20 protein-coding genes and 4 pseudogenes are annotated in these 22,005 nt (G+C 53.5%); 19 read left to right on the top strand and 5 right to left on the bottom strand.

Annotated elements, in window-relative coordinates; all coding sequences use genetic code 11:
- Window positions 1-17: 17 nt before the first annotated feature.
- Genes ACOTX1_RS21325 through ACOTX1_RS21315 form a run of 3 tightly spaced genes read left to right on the top strand, consistent with a single transcriptional unit; the run spans window position 18 to window position 4,078 of the window.
- On the top strand, window positions 18-1,280 hold the full coding sequence (locus ACOTX1_RS21325; RefSeq protein ID WP_000517490.1) for an AAA family ATPase: 1,263 nt from the start codon (window positions 18-20) through the stop codon (window positions 1,278-1,280).
- Between the two features lie 3 nt (window positions 1,281-1,283).
- Window positions 1,284-3,611 (top strand): type IA DNA topoisomerase, encoded by a 2,328-nt coding sequence (gene topB / locus ACOTX1_RS21320; RefSeq protein WP_004199098.1) that lies wholly within the window; start codon window positions 1,284-1,286, stop codon window positions 3,609-3,611.
- Between the two features lie 11 nt (window positions 3,612-3,622).
- Complete coding sequence (locus tag ACOTX1_RS21315; protein ID WP_001293458.1) at window positions 3,623-4,078, top strand: H-NS family nucleoid-associated regulatory protein; 456 nt, start codon at window positions 3,623-3,625, stop codon at window positions 4,076-4,078.
- Window positions 4,079-4,115: 37 nt separating this feature from the next.
- Here the strand turns inward: ACOTX1_RS21315 and ACOTX1_RS21310 are convergent, their stop codons facing one another.
- Window positions 4,116-4,766, bottom strand: a complete 651-nt coding sequence (locus ACOTX1_RS21310; RefSeq protein ID WP_000351937.1) for a YkgJ family cysteine cluster protein — start codon at window positions 4,764-4,766, stop codon at window positions 4,116-4,118.
- A gap of 272 nt (window positions 4,767-5,038) precedes the next feature.
- Between ACOTX1_RS21310 and ACOTX1_RS21305 the strand changes: the two genes are divergently transcribed.
- The 6 genes from ACOTX1_RS21305 to dqlB all read left to right on the top strand — a co-directional run bounded on the left by ACOTX1_RS21305 (window position 5,039) and on the right by dqlB (window position 7,868).
- Entirely contained in the window at window positions 5,039-5,218 is a 180-nt protein-coding gene (locus tag ACOTX1_RS21305) for a hypothetical protein (protein ID WP_000136657.1), read from the top strand.
- Window positions 5,215-6,036, top strand: coding sequence for a SprT-like domain-containing protein (locus ACOTX1_RS21300; RefSeq protein WP_000196235.1), 822 nt, complete (start codon window positions 5,215-5,217; stop codon window positions 6,034-6,036). Before ACOTX1_RS21305 ends, ACOTX1_RS21300 begins: the two co-directional genes overlap by 4 nt.
- A 109-nt stretch (window positions 6,037-6,145) precedes the next feature.
- Window positions 6,146-6,400, top strand: a complete 255-nt coding sequence (locus ACOTX1_RS21295) for a hypothetical protein (RefSeq protein ID WP_000510385.1) — start codon at window positions 6,146-6,148, stop codon at window positions 6,398-6,400.
- 17 nt (window positions 6,401-6,417) lie between these two features.
- Entirely contained in the window at window positions 6,418-6,693 is a 276-nt protein-coding gene (locus tag ACOTX1_RS21290; protein ID WP_000557557.1) for a hypothetical protein, read from the top strand.
- Window positions 6,690-6,968 carry a hypothetical protein gene (locus ACOTX1_RS21285; RefSeq protein WP_001093608.1) on the top strand — a complete coding sequence of 93 codons (279 nt, stop codon included), beginning with the start codon at window positions 6,690-6,692 and terminating at the stop codon, window positions 6,966-6,968. Before ACOTX1_RS21290 ends, ACOTX1_RS21285 begins: the two co-directional genes overlap by 4 nt.
- Before the next feature lie 804 nt (window positions 6,969-7,772).
- Window positions 7,773-7,868 carry a DinQ-like type I toxin DqlB gene (gene dqlB, locus ACOTX1_RS21280; protein WP_000609145.1) on the top strand — a complete coding sequence of 32 codons (96 nt, stop codon included), beginning with the start codon at window positions 7,773-7,775 and terminating at the stop codon, window positions 7,866-7,868.
- A 251-nt stretch (window positions 7,869-8,119) separates the two neighbouring features.
- On the opposite strand, the pseudogene ACOTX1_RS21275 reads toward dqlB, so the two are convergent.
- Window positions 8,120-8,632 (bottom strand): annotated as a pseudogene (locus ACOTX1_RS21275) (Tn3 family transposase); the annotation flags it as partial.
- A gap of 143 nt (window positions 8,633-8,775) precedes the next feature.
- Between ACOTX1_RS21275 and ACOTX1_RS21270 the strand changes: the two are divergent.
- The 7 genes and pseudogenes from ACOTX1_RS21270 (at window position 8,776) to ACOTX1_RS21240 (ending at window position 16,162) form a co-directional block, all read left to right on the top strand.
- A pseudogene (locus ACOTX1_RS21270) lies at window positions 8,776-11,793 on the top strand (Tn3-like element IS3000 family transposase).
- Window positions 11,794-12,012: 219 nt separating this feature from the next.
- Window positions 12,013-12,876, top strand: a pseudogene (locus tag ACOTX1_RS21265) (IS30-like element ISAba125 family transposase); the annotation flags it as partial.
- A 67-nt stretch (window positions 12,877-12,943) separates the two neighbouring features.
- On the top strand, window positions 12,944-13,924 hold the full coding sequence (locus tag ACOTX1_RS21260; RefSeq protein ID WP_000019402.1) for an IS5-like element IS5 family transposase: 981 nt from the start codon (window positions 12,944-12,946) through the stop codon (window positions 13,922-13,924).
- A 130-nt stretch (window positions 13,925-14,054) separates the two neighbouring features.
- Window positions 14,055-14,237, top strand: a pseudogene (locus tag ACOTX1_RS21255) (IS30 family transposase); the annotation flags it as partial.
- Between the two features lie 100 nt (window positions 14,238-14,337).
- Window positions 14,338-15,150: a subclass B1 metallo-beta-lactamase NDM-1 gene (locus ACOTX1_RS21250; RefSeq protein ID WP_004201164.1), complete on the top strand. Its 813-nt coding sequence runs from the start codon at window positions 14,338-14,340 to the stop codon at window positions 15,148-15,150.
- A 3-nt stretch (window positions 15,151-15,153) separates the two neighbouring features.
- Window positions 15,154-15,519 carry a bleomycin binding protein Ble-MBL gene (gene ble, locus ACOTX1_RS21245; RefSeq protein WP_004201167.1) on the top strand — a complete coding sequence of 122 codons (366 nt, stop codon included), beginning with the start codon at window positions 15,154-15,156 and terminating at the stop codon, window positions 15,517-15,519.
- Between the two features lie 4 nt (window positions 15,520-15,523).
- Window positions 15,524-16,162 (top strand): phosphoribosylanthranilate isomerase, encoded by a 639-nt coding sequence (locus ACOTX1_RS21240; RefSeq protein ID WP_004201168.1) that lies wholly within the window; start codon window positions 15,524-15,526, stop codon window positions 16,160-16,162.
- A 10-nt stretch (window positions 16,163-16,172) separates the two neighbouring features.
- On the opposite strand, the gene ACOTX1_RS21235 is transcribed toward ACOTX1_RS21240, so the two are convergent.
- Together ACOTX1_RS21235 and cutA are read right to left on the bottom strand one after the other, a co-directional pair.
- The gene (locus tag ACOTX1_RS21235) at window positions 16,173-17,204 is read right to left on the bottom strand and encodes a protein-disulfide reductase DsbD domain-containing protein (RefSeq protein WP_004201169.1); all 1,032 of its coding nucleotides are present in this window, start codon (window positions 17,202-17,204) and stop codon (window positions 16,173-16,175) included.
- Between the two features lie 4 nt (window positions 17,205-17,208).
- Window positions 17,209-17,538 carry a divalent-cation tolerance protein CutA gene (gene cutA, locus ACOTX1_RS21230; protein ID WP_004201171.1) on the bottom strand — a complete coding sequence of 110 codons (330 nt, stop codon included), beginning with the start codon at window positions 17,536-17,538 and terminating at the stop codon, window positions 17,209-17,211.
- 193 nt (window positions 17,539-17,731) lie between these two features.
- Here cutA and groES point away from each other — a divergent pair, with 193 nt between their 5' ends.
- From groES to ACOTX1_RS21215, 3 genes are all read left to right on the top strand, one after another.
- On the top strand, window positions 17,732-18,022 hold the full coding sequence (gene groES / locus ACOTX1_RS21225) for a co-chaperone GroES (RefSeq protein ID WP_004201172.1): 291 nt from the start codon (window positions 17,732-17,734) through the stop codon (window positions 18,020-18,022).
- Between the two features lie 55 nt (window positions 18,023-18,077).
- Entirely contained in the window at window positions 18,078-19,718 is a 1,641-nt protein-coding gene (groL, locus tag ACOTX1_RS21220) for a chaperonin GroEL (RefSeq protein ID WP_004201176.1), read from the top strand.
- 236 nt (window positions 19,719-19,954) lie between these two features.
- On the top strand, window positions 19,955-21,436 hold the full coding sequence (locus ACOTX1_RS21215; protein WP_032723056.1) for an IS91 family transposase: 1,482 nt from the start codon (window positions 19,955-19,957) through the stop codon (window positions 21,434-21,436).
- A 210-nt stretch (window positions 21,437-21,646) separates the two neighbouring features.
- Here ACOTX1_RS21215 and ACOTX1_RS21210 read toward each other — a convergent pair whose 3' ends face one another.
- Entirely contained in the window at window positions 21,647-21,946 is a 300-nt protein-coding gene (locus ACOTX1_RS21210) for a hypothetical protein (protein ID WP_032072054.1), read from the bottom strand.
- Window positions 21,947-22,005 lie beyond the last annotated feature (59 nt).

Below are 22,005 nucleotides of genomic sequence, written 5' to 3'. Positions count from 1 at the left end.
ATATACATGGTGCGCATATGGGTAAATTAACTCTGGTAGAGCAGGCTTTACGGCTCCATAAAGAATATTACGGTGAAGATAATTTTGGTACTGTCGTAAAGGATTGTGATTACTATCCTAAAGTGGCAGAGATTTTTATAAACAGAAAGAATCGTAAAATTTATTCGAATCTTGATATCGAACCCGTTGCTTCAACCGTCGTTCATACGGGAAGTAGCCCTGTTATGGCTAAAGCCGGGAGGATTAAAAAGCTTATGTTTAAAGATGGTTCGGGAGCATACCGGATTCATCTTGGTCAAAATGAAGTGGTTCATATTATTCGCTTCATTCTTAACTCTAAAGTCAGAATGGAGTACGCAGTTGGCACAACCAAAAGTATGTCGATGCTTCATAATCTTTGCGAAGCTGGACGCGCTAAATTAAACCGCTCTTTACCCCGTAAAGGTATCTGGAAAATCGGGTGTTACGACGGCGTTTATTATCACGGTAAGGCAAGGAAGGAAGAAATAGAAAACGCTTTACGTTTTTCTGTTCATCCAAAGTTTAATGAGCTGGAGAATGACTTTAATCAGTTCTTTTCGGATATTGATTTCTACACCCGTTATGGTCAGTCAGGAATGCGAAAAGTGCTTTTTACTGGTCCTCCGGGCACAGGGAAAACGACTATCGCAAAAGCTTTGGGGGCAAAATATCAGGATAAATATGTATTTGTTTATGCTGATGATTACTTTAAAGATGTTTGCTATGCCGCAGCTCAAAAGAAAATACCCGTTATCATAATAGCTGAAGAGGTTGATGAACTTTATCGGGCTGATGCCGGAACGTTAAGTTTTCTTGATGGGGCTGATACACCGCGAAATCTTGCCGGGACATATGTTATTTTTTCAACGAACTATCCTAACCGGATTGATCCGCGCATCAGAAAACGCCCTGGCAGAATTGACAGAATCATATCTGTAGGTGCTTTTCGGACTAAAGCCGCTGCCGCTTGTGCCAAAATGTACTTACCAGACGATATAAATATTGACCTTAAAGAACTTGGCGCGGTGCTGGACAGAACGACTCCTGCTGAAATAAAGGAGATAATAAATATTGCTATTGGCATGATTCGCGGAACAAAAAACGAATTAACAGTAGATGTAATCAAGAATGCGCGTGCCTTTTTGAAAGGAACCCTTGACCTTAGTGTGCAGGAGGCAGAAGAAGACATAGAGGAAAGGGAAGAAATCTTTAAAAAGAATGGTGCGCAGCCTGACTATTCAAGTTACCTTGAGGATTGATTAATGAGACTTTTTATTGCAGAAAAACCGTCTTTAGCAAAGGCTATTTTTGAAGGACTGGGCGGAAATCCCAATACAGAAAAGAAAAACGGCTATTTTGAACACGGTTCTGATGTCGTTACCTGGTGTTATGGTCATATGCTGGAGCTTTACGACCCACAGGATTATGACGACAAATATTCCAACTGGCGTTATAGTGATTTACCCATTAAAGCGGTTTATCCGCCAAAATATAAAATCAAGCCTGAATCAGAAGCACAGACCCGCATTATTTTGTCTCTTATCGATAAAGCCGACAGCATCGTTCATTCAGGCGACCCCGATGATGAAGGATGTTTGCTGGTTGATGAGATTCTGGGTTATGCCGGAAACAAGAAACCCGTCCAGCGACTGCTTGTTGCCGACCTCAACCTTGCGCCAGTGCAAAAATCACTGTCGAATTTACAACCTAACGATAAATTTCGCGGTATGACGTTAAGCGCCCTGGCGCGTTCCCTGTGCGATCAGGGTTTTGGCTATAACATGACGCGGGGATGTACATTAAAAGGCCGTGAGAAGGGCTATGACGGCGTTCTGAACGTTGGCCGGGTACAAAGTGCCGTTCTTGGTCTGGTGAACATGCGCACGCTGGCGAACCAGAATCACACAGAAAGCTTTTATTACGATGTATTCGCCAGTCTGTCGATGAACGGGCATCAGATTAAGGCGAAATATCAGACAACAGACGACGATCAGATAGACGAGAAAAAACGCCTGATCTCCGAAGCTCAGGCCGCGCATATTGCCGGACGTGTTACGGGTAAGGATGCTATTGTTACTATCGCGACGACAAAGCCGGAAAATAGCAAGCCTCCGCTTCCGCTTAACCTTTCCACGCTTCAGCAGCTCTGCGCAAAGCGATTTGGTTATTCTGCAAAAGATACGCTCGATGTGATGCAGGGGCTGTATGAAACTCACAAGCTTCTGACCTATCCACGTTCTGACAATCGCTATCTTTCAGATGAGCATTATTACCAGGCCGGAGATATTGCCACTGCTATAGCGGCCACCGTACCCGAACTGGCGTCTGCGATCGTAGATATGGATAAAGGCCAGAAACACAAAGCCTTTAATGCCAGTAAGATTGAGGCGCACCACGCCATCATCCCGACGACAAAAAGCGGAGCCGGTATTCAGCTTAATGAAAAAGAGCGGAACGTTTATAACCTGGTGTCCGTCTACTTTATCGGGCTGTTCTACCCGGATGCGATCCGCAACAAGACGAAAATCCACTTTGATATTAAGGGGGATACCTTTACGGCCACACAGAGCGTTCTGGTACAAAAGGGCTGGGAAGCGCTGGGTAAGGATAGTGATGACGAGGACGAAACCGAAGATGCCGGAACGGACGGTTTTGACCTTTCATTGCTGAAATTTAATGACAGCGGCCTGTGTGAATCGGCAGACGTGGACAAGAAAAAGACTACACCACCTCGCTATTTCACAGAGTCAACGTTACTGGCCGCCATGACGAGTGCGGCAAAATTCATTGATGATCCGGCTCTCAGAAAGGCGCTGGAAGCGAAAGACGAGGGCAGCAGTGATCGTGGCAGTATCGGAACGGAAGCCACCCGCGCGGGTATTCTTGAGAAACTGGCGGCAAATACCGGGCTTATCTCCATCGAAAAAGAAAAGGGGTATTCGGAGCTGGTATGGAAAACCACAAAACAAGGCCAGGAGTTTTGCGCTGCACTGCCTCCTGAAATCACTAAACCGGATATCTCCGCTCTGTGGGCTGAAAAGCAGTCTCAGATCAAAGCCGGAGAGCTGACAGTTGAGGAGTTTATTAAGGAAAATGATGAGTACGTCCAGGGGTTAATCGACGAGCTGGACAGGAACGGAATTTCGATTTCTTCAAATGCCACGCCCTGCCCGGTTTGTAACAACGGTTTCCTGCGTAAGCGTAAGGGGCAAAATGGCTTTTTCTGGGGATGCTCCTGCTACCCTGAATGCAAGACAACATTCCCGGACAAAGACGGCAAACCGGATATGGAAGCAAAATCCAGATCAGAAGGTTCCATGTCCCGGCTCGAAGCCCCCTGCCCTTCATGCAGTAAAGAAATTATTATCCGGCCTAAAGGCTTTTTCTGTTCCGGGTGCGAGTTTAAAATCTGGTCTGAAGTGTCAGGAAAAAAACTGACACAAAATCAGGTTGAGACATTAATCAAAAAAGGTAAAACCGGAGAGATTAAAGGCTTTACCAGTAATAAAACCGGGAAAAAGTTTGACGCTGCAATTGTTTTGCAGGATAAAACTACGGGTAAACTTGGGTTTCAGTTCAGTAAAAAATAAGGATTAACTCGATGAGTGAAAATGAAACGTTTGACGCAACAAAAAAGCTACTCCTGAATATTCGCTCTGTTCGTGTTTTTGCGCGAGAAACCAGCTTTGAACAACTGCTGGAAATGCAGGAAAAGCTTAACGCCGTGATCGAAGAACGTCGTGAAGAAGCAGAGCGTGAGGCAGCAGAACGCGCAGAGCGCGAAAGAAAGCGCCAGGAACTGCTCCAGTTGATTGCCGGAGAAGGTTTTTCACCGGAAGAACTGCTTGGCCTGTCCGAAGATGCGCAAAAAACACGCAAAAAGACGTTGCCAAAAGCGCCGCCTAAATATCAGTTTGATGAAAACGGCGAAACGAAATACTGGTCTGGTCGTGGCCGGACACCAAAACCAATCGACGAAGCGTTAAAAGCTGGCCGTTCTCTTGATGAGTTTCTCATCAAAAAAGATGCTTCCAGCACTGCTGGTGACGAACAGTAATCTAACAAGCCTCTGACACTGCGTCAGAGGCTTTTTTTTAGCAAAAAGGGCGCGGGGGGTTATGGTGAAGAAATCTTTGGATATCTTCGCGGGGATAAGGGAAGTAGTCTCTGATATCTTTGGTTTCTAACTTACCAGTGCAGTGATACGTCTGAAAATAGATCCACTCTGCTATTGTTTTGTAGATGTGATTTCCCATGTTCGCGCTTTGAGAACCATACTGCATGACTTGTGCATCCAGGTCATTACACATCTCCGGCGGAGTGAGTACATGATATGTCCTGCATAACAGCGGGCGGTAATTGTAGATTGAGCATGTTCCCTTCTCAGACAAAAACGGACATTTTGACTCATGCCCGGTCGTAAGCGGGTTGTCTCTGGCAGTAAGTTTACTTGCTTGTGCAATATGTGTTGCCTCAAGCGCGGTTAAATGAACATCCATTTTACAGCACGAAGAGCACCCCTTTTGACAGGAGGTAAACGTGCTCACAAATTCTTTGTTAAAACGATCCAAAAAGGCGTACATCTGTTTTAACTTGAGGTAAATATTACCGGATTGAGTATTGAGTTTATTTATGAGTGCCTTTAACTCATCGAAATACTTATCAGGTACGGGTTTCAGATTGGTATAGCCGGGTAATGTTTCGCCTGGCTCCAGGTGGATCACTGAGTTAGGTTTGATATCCATTGCTTTTGCTTCCTATATTCTTCTCGCGCTGGTTGTTCATTTGACACTAAAACAAGCGTCATACAATGGCAAGGTGTCAAGCCCAGCAGTAAATCACGCTTGCCAGCAAACCAGTTTCCTGCAGCCGGTTTGGCCGTTGATTTTTGCCAGCAATATTACCCGCTCGATGCCCGCCCTGGGCGTGAAATTGCCAGCAAAAAAGATTGCCGCTATCAAAGGTGTGGTTTATATTATCTGTATCGTACGATACAGATAATGGAGAAGCTTAATAGATGACTGAAAAAATCACTGACGAGGAACTGGCAGATTTGTTGGAGGCGCTCAAAAGAGCACATGGTATGGGCGTTTGTTCAAAGGCGGTTAAGCTGGCACAGCGTTGCGCTGATGTGTTCCCTGCTATTGTTGCAGAGTTACAGGAATATCGGAACGCCGCTAAGCGAACTTCAGCATGACAAGAGCCACGGAACGCGCTTACAGCGAGCTACAACAGGCGTTTGATTTCTATAACCAGCGCCTTTTTGACGGCGAACTCCCTGACTGTCTGATTACGTTCCAGCGCGGCAAGAACACAATGGGCTATTTCAGTTACAGGCGCTTTGTTGCTGCTGACGGCAGCGGCAGGATGATTGATGAAATCGCCCTCAATCCTGAATACTTCCCGGTGTACCCGCTTATTGAAGTCATGCAAACGCTGGTTCATGAGCAGTGCCATATGTGGCAGTACCACTACGGCAACCCGTCGCGTAAGACGTACCACAATGCGCAGTGGGCGGCAAAAATGGAAAGTATCGGACTTATGCCCTCCTCCACCGGGAGACCTGGTGGTGCGAAAGTCGGCCAGAAGATTAATGACTATCCGATCCCTGGTGGCCGCTTCCAGCGCGTCACACTGGAACTGTTCCAGGGGCAATTTGCTTTGAGCTGGTTTGATCGCTTCCCTGTCCAGGTCGAACAACAAAAAGATATGACCGCCGTAATAGAGCAATGGCGCGAAACGCTTGCTCTGGCGCATCAAAATGCTGAGGCCGGGATTGATATAGAAGCGGTGCTTTCTATGGCTCTGCTGCCGTCAGTGTCACCGCAGAACGGGAGCCATTCAGATGATATGGCCGGGAGCAATGACAATGATTTGTCAGTTGCAGCATTTGAGGACAAGCCAAAACGAAATAAAGTTAAATATCAGTGTCGCGGGTGTGGCGCTGCCGTGTGGGGCAAAGCCGGACTGAATATTGAATGCGGCGATTGCGAGCTGGCTTTCATCGAAAATTAATTGCCAGCAAATTTTCCCGGTCACATCTGTTGGCCAGTGTTTTTTGCCAGCAAAGTTTCTTCCCGGGTTCGCGCCGGCAGCGCAAAAATGACAGCAAAAGAGGGGTATCATGGGGCATTACACAATCAGAACGAATGACGACGAAGATCAGGCCATTAAAAAGGCGCAGGAAGCGACCGGACAGGCATCAGCCAGCAAAACCTTTATGACGGCTATCCTTGAGCTTCAGCGTAACAGAGACGAGATGGCGCAGCTACGGCGTGAACTGGCGCAGGAAAAAGCGCGGAGTCAGGAGCTGGTATCATCGGTAAAACAATTCCGTTCCAGCCTGAACAATCTGTTTGATCTGGCTGACAACCCTTAAATAACAAGGAGCGAAACGTGCATACCACAAATGCGATTATCCTGTGCCTGGTGTCATATCCCTGCATCGTTGCATGGGTTATCTATAAAAACAGATTTGTCGATTACTTGTTTTTAACTCTGCTTGCTTGTTTGGGGAGCATTTTTTCAGTCGTATTGTATAAACAGCCCGACTACTCATTGACCATATATCAGGCCGTTGCTGTCGGCTATGCTGCCGTGATCATGCCAACGGTGTTAGTTTTGAGTGTCGTTAATATCTTCATGGGAAAAGCAGAGAGAACGTGCAAATGAATACACTGGCTGCACTGGAAAATACGTTTCGTGATATGAGAAAGCATGGCTGCCAAACAGTCATGGTCACGCAGTCTTTAGCTGATTTTGGCCGCTACAGCTATAAACCGCGCCCTGCATTTCAGGACTGGATCGAACGGCTGAAGACTGGCGAACGTCTGCCGCGAGGCCGTTACTTTGTTGGCAAGAAGCCTGGTGGCCGCCTGGTGCTCATTGATGAATTGGGGGGAACATGGACAGAAAAAGTAACAGTGATTCATACCAACGCTGGATGATAGAGAAGGCTGACAAAAGGGAAAGGACGCAAATCAGTATGTCGTTCGTAAAGATGAAGGACGTACTTTTTAACGTGCTGGCTATCGGTACTGTTTTAGCAGCCCTGGTGGTGATCTTTTATGAAGTGCAAAGCAGCTTATAAATTGATGGCCGTTGACAATGAATGTCATACTACCTGACCGGGCAATGCCGGAAGATTTCTTTCACGGGTGATGGTTTGTGATCCCGGCATTGTTCCGGCGCTCTCTCGTAAATTCTCGCGCCCAATCCCCCTCGCAAAACCTCAGAATTCACGTAACGCACCGCGATTTCGGCAACCATCAACCCTAACGTCCTTATGTTGTTGGGTTTGCCGCAGAACAATTTATTCATTTAAAATAGATTTAAACGAAGCGGGAAACCGCAGACGTAAAAAAACCGACTGGTGAGGTCGGCTTTTTTACGGTTCCGGTGCGAGCTGGTAACTCAGCCCGGAAGGGAAACTCTCTACAACTGACAATAGTATGATAATCCGTGAAGCCTGATTATGCAATATGACGGGCAGTGACTGTGCGTTAACGGTTTGCCTGAACGTTAGATAAACGTATAATCAGAGGGTTAGCTCTGTGGTGAGTCTCTCCCTGCATTCCGCTAAATGCGGCATGAACAGGTTCAAAGTCCTGACAGGTAATACAGGTGGTGCTGGTTATCTGTGCTCTGGCAGGAGTGAGACTCTCTACAACTGACAAGACGAAGAGAAGCCGTGGTGACAGGCAGTGTAAGAGCAAGCCACGGTGTCTTTACTCCATTTATGGAGAAAACGGATGATTAACCTGTTAATCATCGTTCTGAGGGCGGTAGCGGCGCTTGCAAACGCGCTGATTGCCATTCTGGAACTGATCCGCCAGTTCATCGACTAATGAACACGGAAACGTAATTAAGGCCGGAGGAACACCACCTCCGGCCTTTAATAAAAATATAGTTTAGTTACAACATTCACTAGTCTGTACTAACCACCACACACCTGACCTTCTGCGCACAAGTTACCTTTAATCACTCCTAAACAGGCATTTCATGAAACTCCCCTGTTCTTGCATCGGTAACAGGGGTCTGACGCTCAGTGGAACGAAAACTCACGTTAAGCAACGTTTTCTGCCTCTGACGCCTCTTTTAATGGTCTCAGATGTCCTTTGGTCACCAGTTCTGCCAGCGTGAAGGAATAATGGCCGAGCATATTGATATGTCCGTGGCAAAGCGGGGAGAGGCGTGCGATATCTTCATCATTCAGTGTTTCACCCTGCGCCCGGAGATGATCCAGGGCTGCCTGCATATAAATAGTGTTCCATAACACGACGGCGTTAGTGACCAGCCCCAGTGTGCCCAGTTGATCTTCCTGACCGTCGGTATATCGTTTTCTTATCTCACCTTTTTGACCGTGACAGATGGCTCTGGCAACGGCATGGCGACTTTCTCCCCGATTAAGCTGGGTCAGAATGCGCCGGCGGTAATCTTCATCATCAATATAATTAAGCAGATACAGCGTTTTGTTGATGCGCCCCACTTCAATGATTGCCTGAGTCAGTCCGGAAGGACGTTCACTTTTCAGCAATGAACGGACCAGCACTGAAACCTGTACTTTGCCCAGCTTCAGGGAGCCAGCGGTCCGGATCATTTCGTCCCACTGAGGGGTTCTAGGGATTTTCCGTCCAAAAACGACAAAGTGCTCTGGAGGCCCCGCCGTCTGTGGCCTCCAGAGGGGTATTACTTTTTTCGAGATCCCTATTTGGGCTCTGTTTGAGTAAGATTTAGTCTTTTTGGGCTAAATCCATGGCATTCGAAGAACGTGTCCAAATCTTGTCCGAGGCAGAACAAGATGAGTTATATGGACCCCCCGCTTTCACCTCCGCCGACCAACGCTTCTTTTTCTCGCTGAACGATAAGGAACTGGCGATCGCTAAAAGCCTCCGTCATCGGGGCCAGCGTTACATGCTGGTGGTACTGCTGGGCTATTTCAAAGCCAAGCCGGTGGTGCTGAATCCCGGCTTTCATCAGATCAAGCAGGACCTCAAATACGTTTATCAAACCGTTCTACCAGGCCCAGGCTGTAGACCCTTTAATCTCACGCCAAAAGAGAACGAACGGATTTACCAACGTGTTTTCCAGCTCTGCAACTACCAGCGCTGAAATGTCAAAGACCATGGAGCGGCGTTGAGAGATTACTTATCCCAGCAAGCCAGAGCCTGGACAGCGCCTAGGCACCTCTTCGATGCGGCCAATGAATATTGTTCGGGGCAGAAGATCGCAATCCCTGCCTACAGCACGCTGCAAAAGATCATCAGTCAGGTGGTGGGAGACGAACAGGAACACATGGCCGCGCACCTTGAGCGTGCAATGTCACGCGGTCTTAAGCAAGCACTGGCGGAGCTCGTGAACGGCACAGGTCCACTGCCGTTCCGACAGTTGCGACAATCGGCTCGTAACTTCACCGGAACCGAGTTGGAGAAAGAACTGATTGTCTATCGCCATATCCAGCATTGGATGCCGGAAGTGGATCTGCTGTTGAGCACGCTATCACTGTCGCAGAAAAATCTGCAACACCTGGCAGAGAAAGTCGACTACTACGGTGCCAAACTGAAACGTCAAACCGTAGGCAGCCAATGGCTGTATTTATTGTGCTATCTTCAAACGCGATGGCAGCAAGCGCTGGAACGTATTGCCGATGGCTTTGTGCATCATGTCAGACAGACCAAACAGAAGGCAAAGGATTATGCGCAGGAAGCGGTGTTTAAGGATTGGCAAAAAGCAGCTAAAAATGTCAGCAAGGCAGCTGAAGTACTGCACCTGTTCATTGATGACAGCATTGATCTGCAACTACCGTTTGCAACAGTAAGACAGCAAGCACTGAGCCTGCTGACCAAAAGGGATCTGGAATCTGTATGTCTCTTCCTGAACGAGCAGCGACGATCGGTCGATGAAGCCATGTGGCAGTACTGCGACGAGAAAGAAAGTCTGCGGAAAGGTTTGCTGCGAGAGTTGTTCCTATGTCTGCGCTTCGAAGGCTGCGACGGCACCCAGCACTTAGCGGCCGCCTTGGCGAAAACACAAAACGAACTCAACGGCCAGGACGCTCAGTTGCAAACTGCCGACACCAGACTCCTTTCCAAAAAATCACGTGAATTCCTGCTGGATGGTGAAGGGAATATCCTGATCGATCGTTATGAGTGGTTCCTCTATCAACAGATTCCTGATCGCCTGAATGGCCAGCTGACGCTGCCTGATATCACTAAATACCGGGCACTCGACGCCGACCTGATCGACGGGGAACATTGGCGAAAAAACAAATATACGCTGCTTCAACAGAGCCATTTTACAAAATTAGCGGAGGAGCCTGAAAAGCTGATCAAACAGATGGCCATGGAATTGGATACCCGTTTGTACGAAGTCGGCGAATATCTTGAACAGGAAGACAACCGGAATATCATCTTGCGTAATCCGCAGGGTAAACGCTTCTGGCGCCTGCCTTCGGCCAGCAAACATCATCTGGTCAACAATCCCTTCTTCCAGCAAATTCCCACAACGGGGATTGCGGATGTACTGCGCATGGTTGATCGTGACACCGGTTTCATTGACTGCTTCGCTCATGTGCTGGGTTCCCAATCCAGAAGCCGTTCCCATGAATATGACCTGTTGGCAATTCTGGTCGGCAATGCAACCAATCAAGGCATTTACGGCATGGCACAGATCTCTGATCGTACCTATGATCAGCTCAGCACTATCCAGGCGAACTATCTTCGCCTGGAAACATTGAATGCTGCTAACGACAACATCAATAACGCGACAGCCAAGCTACCCATCTTCCGGTACTACAACATCCAGGAAGATGTGATCCACGCCAGTGCCGATGGTCAAAAGTTCGAAGCCCGGCGCGAGACCTTCAAAACCCGTTATTCGTCGAAGTACTTTGGCACTCAAAAAGGTGTTTCTGCCATGACCTTGATCGCCAATCACGCTGCGATCAACGCCAGAGTGATCGGCGCCAACGAACATGAATCGCACTACATCTTTGATTTGTTGATGAGCAATACGTCAGACATCATTCCGGATGTGCTCTCAACCGATACCCATGGGGTGAACCATGTGAACTTCGCGTTACTGGATCTGTTCGGATACCAGTTTGCCCCACGCTATGCCCAGGTTGGCAAAGTGATCAATGACATGTTTGATGTCAAGGAAGACAAAGAACACCGAATTCAGCTGTGCTTAAAAAAGCCAATCAATACCCATCGTATTGCGCAGCACTGGGATACCATCCAACGGATTGCAGTATCACTTAAGCAGCGGAAAACAACGCAAGCCACCTTGGTGAGAAAGCTCTCGGAGTACAAGCGCAATCACCCGCTGCTGGAAGCCCTGACGGAATACAATCGCCTGGTGAAAGCGAATTATCTACTGTGCTACATCGATGATGCCAGTTTAAGAAACTATGTTCAGCGCGCGCTGAACCGGGGAGAGGCCTATCACCAACTGCGTCGGGCCGTGAGCAGCGTCAATGGGGATCAGTTCCGGGGCAGTTCAGACGAAGAAATCCAGCTATGGAATGAGTGCGCTCGCCTGGTCACCAATGCCATCGTTTACTTCAACTCCAGGATACTCAGCCAGCTGTTGACCAGCTTCGAATACCAAGGAGATACCAAGAGAATAGATATCGTCAAACAGGCATCCCCTGTGGCCTGGCACAACATTAACCTCAAGGGGACTTACCACTTCGAATTGAGCGAAAAATTGCCAGATCTGGAGGAGCTTATGCGCTCAATCGAGGGATATTTACCCGTCAGCGAAAAGTAATACCCCTCTGGAGGCCACGGACGGCGCGGCCTCCAGAGCACTTTGTCGTTTTTGGACGGAAAATCCCTAGAACCCCATTATCTAAAAATACTTAATTGTCTTTTAACGTCGCTAAATTTTAAATAAATAAGTGAAGAGTGTTAGTGGAGCCACTGATTTAAAGTTGGCAGAGTAAAACTTGAAGTGCGACATAAACCACCTAATTAATTTAAAGGGTTTATGGAGTATATAAAATTGTCATACCATCATCTTAACTTTGAAGATCGTACTGCATTAATGCTTGAGTCAAGAAAAGAAGGCTTTTCAGCCAGAAAATTTGCTGAACTCATTAAAAGACATCCTAGTACGATCTATCGTGAGCTTAAAAGAAATAGCATCAATGACGTTTATCAAGCTCGATATGCTTCTGATAACACCTTCGCTAGACGTAGACGTGGTCACAGAAAACTCAAAATCGATTCAATCCTCTGGAAATTTATTGTTGAAGCGATCCGTTGTTTATGGTCTCCTCAGCAAATAGCAAAGCGTTTAAAGACATTTCCTGATTTGGATCAAACAATGAATGTAAGCCATACAACGATTTATTCAACGATACGAGCATTACCAAAGGGTGAGTTGAAAAAAGACTTATTATCCTGTCTACGTCATGAAAATAAAAAGCGAAAAGCTAACGGTGAACCTAAAAAAGATTCTATATTACAGGATATTAAAACTATTCATGAGCGCCCAGCCGAAGTTCAAGAAAGAAAAATACCGGGTCATTGGGAAGCTGATTTAATTAAAGGTAAAGACAATAAAAGTTCGATAGCAACACTTATTGAACGAAATACACGGCTCTGTATCTTGGCAACATTACCTGATGCAAAGGCAGAATCAGTGCGCAAGGCTTTAACTGAAGCTCTGAAATATTTACCTGCAGAACTGCGTAAAACGTTGACCTATGACCGTGGACGTGAGATGTCAGAACATAAAATACTCGAAGAAGATTTAGGCATAGATGTATATTTCTGTGACCCACATTCACCCTGGCAAAAAGGCACATGCGAAAATATGAATGGTTTAATTAGGCAATATTTACCTAAGGAAGGTGCGAACAAGTCCCTGATATGAGATCATGTTTGTCATCTGGAGCCATGGAACAGGGTTCATCATGAGTCATCAACTTACCTTCGCCGACAGTGAATTCAGCAGTAAGCGCCGTCAGACCAGAAAAGAGATTTTCTTGTCCCGCATGGAGCAGATTCTGCCATGGCAAAACATGGTGGAAGTCATCGAGCCGTTTTACCCCAAGGCTGGTAATGGCCGGCGACCTTATCCGCTGGAAACCATGCTACGCATTCACTGCATGCAGCATTGGTACAACCTGAGCGATGGCGCGATGGAAGATGCTCTGTACGAAATCGCCTCCATGCGTCTGTTTGCCCGGTTATCCCTGGATAGCGCCTTGCCTGACCGCACCACCATCATGAATTTCCGCCACCTGCTGGAGCAGCATCAACTGGCCCGCCAATTGTTCAAGACCATCAATCGCTGGCTGGCCGAAGCAGGCGTCATGATGACTCAAGGCACCTTGGTCGATGCCACCATCATTGAGGCACCCAGCTCGACCAAGAACAAAGAGCAGCAACGCGATCCGGAGATGCATCAGACCAAGAAAGGCAATCAATGGCACTTTGGCATGAAGGCCCACATTGGTGTCGATGCCAAGAGTGGCCTGACCCACAGCCTAGTCACCACCGCGGCCAACGAGCATGACCTCAATCAGCTGGGTAATCTGCTGCATGGAGAGGAGCAATTTGTCTCAGCCGATGCCGGCTACCAAGGGGCGCCACAGCGCGAGGAGCTGGCCGAGGTGGATGTGGACTGGCTGATCGCCGAGCGCCCCGGCAAGGTAAGAACCTTGAAACAGCATCCACGCAAGAACAAAACGGCCATCAACATCGAATACATGAAAGCCAGCATCCGGGCCAAGGTGGAGCACCCATTTCGCATCATCAAGCGACAGTTCGGCTTCGTGAAAGCCAGATACAAGGGGTTGCTGAAAAACGATAACCAACTGGCGATGTTATTCACGCTGGCCAACCTGTTTCGGGCGGACCAAATGATACGTCAGTGGGAGAGATCTCACTAAAAACTGGGGATAACGCCTTAAATGGCGAAGAAACGGTCTAAATAGGCTGATTCAAGGCATTTACGAGAGAAAAAATCGGCTCAAACATGAAGAAATGAAATGACTGAGTCAGCCGAGAAGAATTTCCCCGCTTATTCGCACCTTCCCTAAAGGGATTGATTTAAATCAGGCAGATCAGCATTATTTAAATCAAGTTGCCATGTCACTGAATACTCGTCCTAGAAAGGCGTTAGATTGGCTTACACCATTAGAGAAATTTGCTCAGCTTGTTGATTATCATATGGCTTTTGAAACTGTCGCACCTCATGTTTGAATTCGCCCCATATTTTTGCTACAGTGAACCAAATTAAGATCATCTATTTACTAGGCCTCGCATTTGCGGGGTTTTTAATGCTGAATAAAAGGAAAACTTGATGGAATTGCCCAATATTATGCACCCGGTCGCGAAGCTGAGCACCGCATTAGCCGCTGCATTGATGCTGAGCGGGTGCATGCCCGGTGAAATCCGCCCGACGATTGGCCAGCAAATGGAAACTGGCGACCAACGGTTTGGCGATCTGGTTTTCCGCCAGCTCGCACCGAATGTCTGGCAGCACACTTCCTATCTCGACATGCCGGGTTTCGGGGCAGTCGCTTCCAACGGTTTGATCGTCAGGGATGGCGGCCGCGTGCTGGTGGTCGATACCGCCTGGACCGATGACCAGACCGCCCAGATCCTCAACTGGATCAAGCAGGAGATCAACCTGCCGGTCGCGCTGGCGGTGGTGACTCACGCGCATCAGGACAAGATGGGCGGTATGGACGCGCTGCATGCGGCGGGGATTGCGACTTATGCCAATGCGTTGTCGAACCAGCTTGCCCCGCAAGAGGGGATGGTTGCGGCGCAACACAGCCTGACTTTCGCCGCCAATGGCTGGGTCGAACCAGCAACCGCGCCCAACTTTGGCCCGCTCAAGGTATTTTACCCCGGCCCCGGCCACACCAGTGACAATATCACCGTTGGGATCGACGGCACCGACATCGCTTTTGGTGGCTGCCTGATCAAGGACAGCAAGGCCAAGTCGCTCGGCAATCTCGGTGATGCCGACACTGAGCACTACGCCGCGTCAGCGCGCGCGTTTGGTGCGGCGTTCCCCAAGGCCAGCATGATCGTGATGAGCCATTCCGCCCCCGATAGCCGCGCCGCAATCACTCATACGGCCCGCATGGCCGACAAGCTGCGCTGAGCCATGGCTGACCACGTCACCCCCAATCTGCCATCGCGCGATTTCGATGTGACAGAGGCGTTTTATGCGAAGCTGGGCTTTGCGACGAGTTGGAAGGATCGCGGCTGGATGATCCTGCAGCGCGGCGGTTTGCAGCTCGAATTCTTCCCCTATCCTGACCTCGACCCAGCTACGAGCTCGTTCGGCTGTTGCCTGCGGTTGGATGATCTCGATGCCATGGTGGCATTGGTGAACGCGGCGGGAGCCGAGGAAAAAAGCACCGGCTGGCCGCGCTTCAAAGCTCCGCAACTGGAGGCGAGCGGCCTGAGGATCGGCTACCTGATCGATCCCGACTGCACGCTGGTGCGGCTGATCCAGAACCCCGACTGACCGCATGCCCGCGAAAATCAAGATTTGCGGGATCAGCACACCCGAGGCGCTCGATGCGACCATCGCGGCGCGGGCGGACTATGCCGGGTTGGTGTTCTATCCAGCGTCGCCCCGTGCGGTTACGTCGAATGTCGCGGGCGCTTTGACATCGCGCGCAGCTGGCCAGATCGCCATGGTCGGTTTGTTCGTCGATGCGGATGATGCTGTCATCGCCGACGCACTGGTGGCAGCCAAGCTGAACGCGCTGCAGCTGCACGGTTCGGAATCGCCCGAACGCGTGGCCCAGTTGCGCGCGCGGTTTGGCAAGCCGGTGTGGAAGGCGCTGCCCGTCGCCAGCGCCAGCGATGTCGCACGCGCCGCAGCCTATGCCGGGGCGGCGGACTTGATCTTGTTCGACGCCAAGACCCCCAAAGGCGCGCTGCCCGGCGGCATGGGGTTGGCGTTCGACTGGTCGCTGCTGGCCGGATATCGCGGTGCCTTGCCGTGGGGGCTGGCAGGCGGGCTAAATCCGACGAATGTTGCCGAGGCGATTGCGCGCACCGGAGCGCCGCTGGTCGATACCTCCAGCGGCGTCGAAAGCGCGCCGGGCGTCAAGGATACCGACAAGATTACCAATTTCGCCTTTGCGGTGCGCTTGGCCTAAATCGCGTCGATCAATAGGCGTCGTTCAGCGCAAAGATCGGCTTGCGGGTGCGCCACTGCCCTCGGGTGAAGTCGGGAAAATCTAACGTGCGATTGCCCTCAGCAATCGATTGTTCCGACAGAGGCGTGATCGCGCTCCAGGCCAGCGCGTCGTAAATGTCGATTGGCATCGGGGCCTTGGCCTTCAGCGCCTCGACAAAAGCGTGGATCACGAACCAGTCCATCCCGCCATGCCCGGCCCCTGCCGCCAGATCGGCGTAGCGTTTCCATAGCGGGTGATCGTATTTCGCAAACCAGCCCTCGGCAGGCTCCCAGCGGTGCGGCTGTGGGCTCTTGCCCTCCAGATAGATCGACTTGTTGACGTCCATCCACAGCCCCTCGGTGCCTTGCACCCGAAAGCCGAGAGAATAGGGGCGCGGCAGCGAGGTGTCGTGGCACAGCATGATCGTTTCACCATTAGTGCAGCCGATCATGGTGTTGACCACATCACCCAGTGCGAATTTCACCTCGGCGTTGGGATGATCGGCAGAGCCGTTCTTGACGACATAATCATGCAGCCCGCGCGCCTTACAGCCGAAGCCGCCAGCGCCCGCTTCGCCCGGCAACGCGACCTTCAGGGTGCGGGTCTGCGGCGGGTAGCACACGCCGGCATCGGCGCAGCCCTGGTACTTCACGGTCAGGGTGGTCGCGCTCGCGCCGGCCGCGGGCGTGCCGGTGAGGGTGCCGAGCAATTCCTTGCGGTAGGTTTCGACGTCGCCGAAGAATTCGTCGCGGTAGGCCTTGCCCTTCGGCAGCGCCATGGTCGCGCCGGTGAAGGCGGCATCGGCCTTGACCGAGGTGCGGTGCCGGTACAGGTAATAGCCGTCGGCGATCCGCCAGCGCACCTCGATGCGGTCCGGCGCGGTGGCCTGCGCGGACAGGACGAAGACCTCGTCGACCGGCGGCAGTTCGAAGTCCTGGGCGACGGCCGAGGTCGCGGGCAGCGCAAGCAGCAGGGCGAGCCCGGCCAGCCAGCGGCGCAGGCGGATCGTGGATGCGGTCATTGGCTCAGTTTACCGGTCGGCTCTCGGCGGCCAGCCATTGCAGGTATTCGGGCAGGCCGGACGCGGCTTCGACCGCGAGCAGCTCCGGGAGTTCGTAGGGATGCAGTTGGCGCAGGCGTTCCTGCAGGGCGGGGTAGGCCTCGGCACTGGTCTTGACCAGCAGCAGGACCTCGGCCGCGGCCTCGACCTTGCGTTGCCAGCGATAGACCGAACGCAGGCCGGGCAGGAGGTTGACGCAGGCGGCCAGGCGCTCGGCCACCAGCGCGGTGGCGATGCGCTCGGCGCTGTCGGCGTCGGGACAGGTGCAGAAGCAGATCAGGGCGCTCACCGGCATAGGGTAGCGGCTGCCCCGATCCGGCGGGCCTGGCGGACATCCGCGTGCGGCCCTTGAAAGTCGGCGGGCCCGCCCCATCTCGGTGGCATGCCGGGTTCGCCCGGTTCTGTTGTCCGCGGTTTGGCACTCGCTTCGCGCGACTGCTAAAATCGCCGGGTTTTTCCACGTCAATCAACCATTTACCGAGGTTGCCATGTCCAATATCAAGCCGCTGCACGACCGCGTGGTCATCAAGCGCATGGAAGAAGAGAAGCTGTCCGCCGGCGGGATCGTGATCCCGGATTCGGCCACCGAGAAGCCGATCAAGGGCGAAGTCGTCGCCGTCGGCACCGGCAAGGTGCTGGACAACGGCCAGGTCCGCGCGCCGCAGGTCAAGGTCGGCGACAAGGTGCTGTTCGGCAAGTACAGCGGCACCGAAGTGAAGCTGGACGGCGTCGAGCTGCTGGTGGTGAAGGAAGACGACCTGTTCGCGATCCTCGGCTGATCGCGCGTCGCTCCCACACATTTCTCATCCGAATAATTTTTCGAGGTAATTCGCAATGGCTGCCAAGGACATTCGTTTCGGCGAAGACGCGCGCTCCAAGATGGTGCGCGGCGTCAACGTGCTCGCCAACGCCGTGAAGGCGACCCTCGGCCCGAAGGGCCGCAACGTCGTGCTGCAGAAGAGCTACGGCGCGCCGACCATCACCAAGGACGGCGTCTCCGTCGCCAAGGAAATCGAACTGGCTGACGCGTTCGAGAACATGGGCGCGCAGATGGTGAAGGAAGTCGCTTCCAAGACCTCCGACAACGCCGGCGACGGCACCACCACCGCCACCGTGCTGGCGCAGGCGTTCATCCGCGAGGGCATGAAGGCGGTCGCCGCCGGCATGAACCCGATGGACCTGAAGCGCGGCATCGACCAGGCGGTGAAGGCCGCGGTCGGCGAACTGAAGTCGCTGTCCAAGCCGTCGTCGACCAGCAAGGAAATCGCCCAGGTCGGCGCGATCTCCGCGAACTCGGATGCCAACATCGGCGACCTGATCGCGCAGGCGATGGACAAGGTCGGCAAGGAAGGCGTGATCACGGTCGAGGAAGGCAGCGGCCTGGACAACGAACTCGACGTGGTCGAGGGCATGCAGTTCGACCGCGGCTACCTGAGCCCGTACTTCGTCAACAACCAGCAGTCGATGTCGGCCGACCTGGATGATCCCTTCATCCTGCTGTACGACAAGAAGATCTCCAACGTGCGCGACCTGCTGCCCGTCCTCGAGGGCGTGGCCAAGGCCGGCAAGCCGCTGCTGATCGTGGCGGAGGAAGTCGAAGGCGAAGCGCTGGCGACCCTGGTGGTCAACACCATCCGCGGCATCGTCAAGGTCTGCGCGGTGAAGGCCCCGGGCTTCGGCGACCGTCGCAAGGCGATGCTGGAAGACATGGCGATCCTGACCGGCGGCGTGGTGATTTCCGAGGAAGTCGGCCTGTCGCTGGAGAAGGCCACCATCAAGGACCTCGGCCGCGCCAAGAAGATCCAGGTGTCGAAGGAAAACACCACCATCATCGATGGCGCCGGCGAAGGCGCGGGCATCGAGGCGCGCATCAAGCAGATCAAGGCGCAGATCGAGGAGACCTCCTCCGACTACGACCGCGAGAAGCTGCAGGAGCGCGTGGCCAAGCTGGCCGGCGGCGTTGCGGTGATCAAGGTCGGTGCCGCCACCGAAGTCGAGATGAAGGAAAAGAAGGCGCGCGTCGAAGACGCCCTGCACGCGACCCGTGCGGCCGTCGAGGAAGGCATCGTCCCGGGCGGCGGCGTCGCCCTGATCCGTGCCAAGGCGGCGATCGCCGGCATCAAGGGCGTGAACGAAGACCAGAACCACGGCATCCAGATCGCCCTGCGCGCGATGGAAGCCCCGCTGCGCGAGATCGTGACCAATGCCGGCGATGAGCCGTCGGTCATCCTCAACCGCGTGGTCGAAGGTTCGGGTGCGTTCGGCTACAACGCCGCCAACGGCGAGTTCGGCGACATGATCGAGTTCGGCATCCTGGACCCGACCAAGGTCACCCGCACCGCGCTGCAGAACGCCGCGTCGATCGCGGGCCTGATGATCACCACCGAAGCGATGGTGGCCGAGGCCCCGAAGAAGGACGAGCCGGCGATGCCGGCCGGCGGCGGCATGGGCGGCATGGGCGGCATGGATTTCTAAGCCCCGCGATCCATCAAGCAAGACCACAAAGCCCGGCCTCGTGCCGGGCTTTGTGCGTTCTGGCGTCCGAGGCGGGAGACTTCCTACCCGCCCCGCGGCAATGTCTGACGCGAAGATCAGAAAACGCCGATATGAACGCGTGCTCGCGGGCGCAACCCTGAGCAGCCGTCCCTGCAACGGAGCGCTGCGTGCCGCGCCTGACCGCACCCCGGCGGCAGGCCGAGGTGTGCGCGCCACTGCCGGCCGCCCACGCCGCTGCGCGTTACGCGCGCCACCTGCCCGAGCGCACGCTGCTGTACGCGCTAGTGCAGGCGCACTACCCGGACTTCATCGCGCGTCTTGAGGCCGAAGACCGCCCGCTGCCCGAGTATGTGCGCGAGGAGTTCGAGACCTACCTGCGCTGCGGCGTGCTCGAGCACGGCTTCCTGCGCGTGGTCTGCGAGCACTGTCGTGCCGAGAGGCTGGTGGCGTATTCCTGCAAGAAGCGCGGGCTGTGCCCGAGCTGCGGCGCACGGCGCATGGCCGAGTCGGCGCGGCATCTGGTGGACGAGGTGTTCGGCCCGCGGCCGGTGCGGCAATGGGTGCTGAGTTTCCCGTACCCGTTGCGCTTCCTGTTCGCCAGCAAGCCTGAGGCGATCGGCCCGGTGCTGGGCATCGTGCATCGTGTGATCGCCGGTTGGCTTGCCGATCAGGCCGGCGTGCCGCGGGATACGGCGCAATGCGGCGTGGTGACCCTGATCCAGCGCTTCGGCAGCGCGCTGAATCTCAACATCCACTTCCACATGCTGTGGCTCGACGGCGTGTACGAGGACACCACCGAGCGTCCGCAGCGCAAGCCGCGCCTGCACCGCACCCGTGCGCCCACATCGGCGCAACTGACGGAACTGGCCAACACCATCGCGCATCGCGTGTGCCGGCACCTGTCGCGCCGCGGCTGGCTCGAAGGCGAAGACGAATCCGTGTTCCTGTCCGACAGCGCGGGTAGCGACGACGGCATGGATGGGCTGCGGATGAGTTCGATGACCTACCGCATCGCCACCGGTCGCGACGCTGGCCGCAAGGTCGTCACGCTGCAAACGCTGCCTGGCGACGCCGGTCCGCTGGAGGGCGACGCCGGCAAGGTCGGCGGCTTCTCGCTGCATGCCGGCGTGGCCGCGGAAGCACACGAAAGCCACAAGCTCGAAAAGCTGTGCCGCTACATCACGCGCCCGGCGATCAGCGAGCAGCGGCTATCGATCTCGCCACAGGGCAGGGTGCGTTACCAGCTCAAGACGCCGTGGCGCAATGGCACCACGCATGTCGAATGGGATGCGGTGGACTTCATCGCCAAGCTGGCGGCACTGGTCCCGCCGCCACGCGCGCATCTCACCCGCTTCCACGGCGTATTCGCCCCGAATGCAAACCTGCGCGCGCAGCTGACGCCCTCGGGGCGCGGCAGGCGGCCTGCGGGCGATGCGGCGCCAGTGGACGTCAGCGCCCACGACGAGCCGCGCAGCCCCGAGCAGAAGCGCCGTGCGATGAGCTGGGCGCAACGGCTCAAGCGGGTCTTTTCCATCGACATCACCACCTGCGCCCACTGCGGCGGCGCGGTGCGGATCGTCGCCAGCATCGAAGACCCCAAGGCCATTCGCGCCATCCTCGCCCACTTCGAGAAACACGGCGCGCTGGAGCAAGCGCACTACCGGCCCGCAGCGCGCGCCCCGCCGCCCGCCGCGTGATGAGGCGCCGGCCACACAGCCGGCAGCCAAGCCAGAGTCCGATCCGATGCGGCCACGACCCCGCAGGGCTGCGCTCGGCCCTGTGCCGGGATTCGGTGAGAAATGGCTACGCACTGAGCCGCTGCGTGGCCCCGCGATGTCGAAAACCCACGCATGAACCCCCGATCTGTGCCCGATCTGTGCCCAAAGCGGCGCTTGCGCGGCCGCTTCCTACCCGCCAGACTCGCCAAAAAGGGCGGTTGAACTTCCTATACCCATATCCCACTTTAGGTTTGGCAGCACCTTTTCAATCAGGTGGTTGTTTACACCAATCCAGCTATTGGCCAATTGAATATTGGTTTCGTCTACTTTTTTTGATTTTTTAAACAGCTTGGTAAAACCGAGTGCCAAAACAGGGGGACCATGTAAAAACGTGCTTCCTGTAATGACTGAACCAACTGTGAGTCCTTTACTGACTTTTTGCGGCACTGTTGCAAAGTTAGCGATGAGGCAGCCTTTTGTCTTATTCAAAGGCCTTACATTTCAAAAACTCTGCTTACCAGGCGCATTTCGCCCAGGGGATCACCATA

This window comes from Enterobacter cloacae complex sp. IR5401 (genome assembly GCF_049238425.1).
Classification (GTDB): domain Bacteria; phylum Pseudomonadota; class Gammaproteobacteria; order Enterobacterales; family Enterobacteriaceae; genus Enterobacter; species Enterobacter hormaechei_C.
Note: the sequence above shows the minus strand (reverse complement) of the source record. Positions and strands in the feature narration are given on the sequence as shown.

Coding starts and splice junctions, on each gene's coding strand:
- ACOTX1_RS21325 (WP_000517490.1), top strand. CDS start 18: ATGGGTAAATTAACTCTGGTAGAGCAGGCTTTACGGCTCCATAAAGAA.
- topB (WP_004199098.1), top strand. CDS start 1,284: ATGAGACTTTTTATTGCAGAAAAACCGTCTTTAGCAAAGGCTATTTTT.
- ACOTX1_RS21315 (WP_001293458.1), top strand. CDS start 3,623: ATGAGTGAAAATGAAACGTTTGACGCAACAAAAAAGCTACTCCTGAAT.
- ACOTX1_RS21310 (WP_000351937.1), bottom strand. CDS start 4,766: ATGGATATCAAACCTAACTCAGTGATCCACCTGGAGCCAGGCGAAACA.
- ACOTX1_RS21305 (WP_000136657.1), top strand. CDS start 5,039: ATGACTGAAAAAATCACTGACGAGGAACTGGCAGATTTGTTGGAGGCG.
- ACOTX1_RS21300 (WP_000196235.1), top strand. CDS start 5,215: ATGACAAGAGCCACGGAACGCGCTTACAGCGAGCTACAACAGGCGTTT.
- ACOTX1_RS21295 (WP_000510385.1), top strand. CDS start 6,146: ATGGGGCATTACACAATCAGAACGAATGACGACGAAGATCAGGCCATT.
- ACOTX1_RS21285 (WP_001093608.1), top strand. CDS start 6,690: ATGAATACACTGGCTGCACTGGAAAATACGTTTCGTGATATGAGAAAG.
- dqlB (WP_000609145.1), top strand. CDS start 7,773: ATGATTAACCTGTTAATCATCGTTCTGAGGGCGGTAGCGGCGCTTGCA.
- ACOTX1_RS21260 (WP_000019402.1), top strand. CDS start 12,944: ATGAGTCATCAACTTACCTTCGCCGACAGTGAATTCAGCAGTAAGCGC.
- ACOTX1_RS21250 (WP_004201164.1), top strand. CDS start 14,338: ATGGAATTGCCCAATATTATGCACCCGGTCGCGAAGCTGAGCACCGCA.
- ble (WP_004201167.1), top strand. CDS start 15,154: ATGGCTGACCACGTCACCCCCAATCTGCCATCGCGCGATTTCGATGTG.
- ACOTX1_RS21240 (WP_004201168.1), top strand. CDS start 15,524: ATGCCCGCGAAAATCAAGATTTGCGGGATCAGCACACCCGAGGCGCTC.
- ACOTX1_RS21235 (WP_004201169.1), bottom strand. CDS start 17,204: ATGACCGCATCCACGATCCGCCTGCGCCGCTGGCTGGCCGGGCTCGCC.
- cutA (WP_004201171.1), bottom strand. CDS start 17,538: ATGCCGGTGAGCGCCCTGATCTGCTTCTGCACCTGTCCCGACGCCGAC.
- groES (WP_004201172.1), top strand. CDS start 17,732: ATGTCCAATATCAAGCCGCTGCACGACCGCGTGGTCATCAAGCGCATG.
- groL (WP_004201176.1), top strand. CDS start 18,078: ATGGCTGCCAAGGACATTCGTTTCGGCGAAGACGCGCGCTCCAAGATG.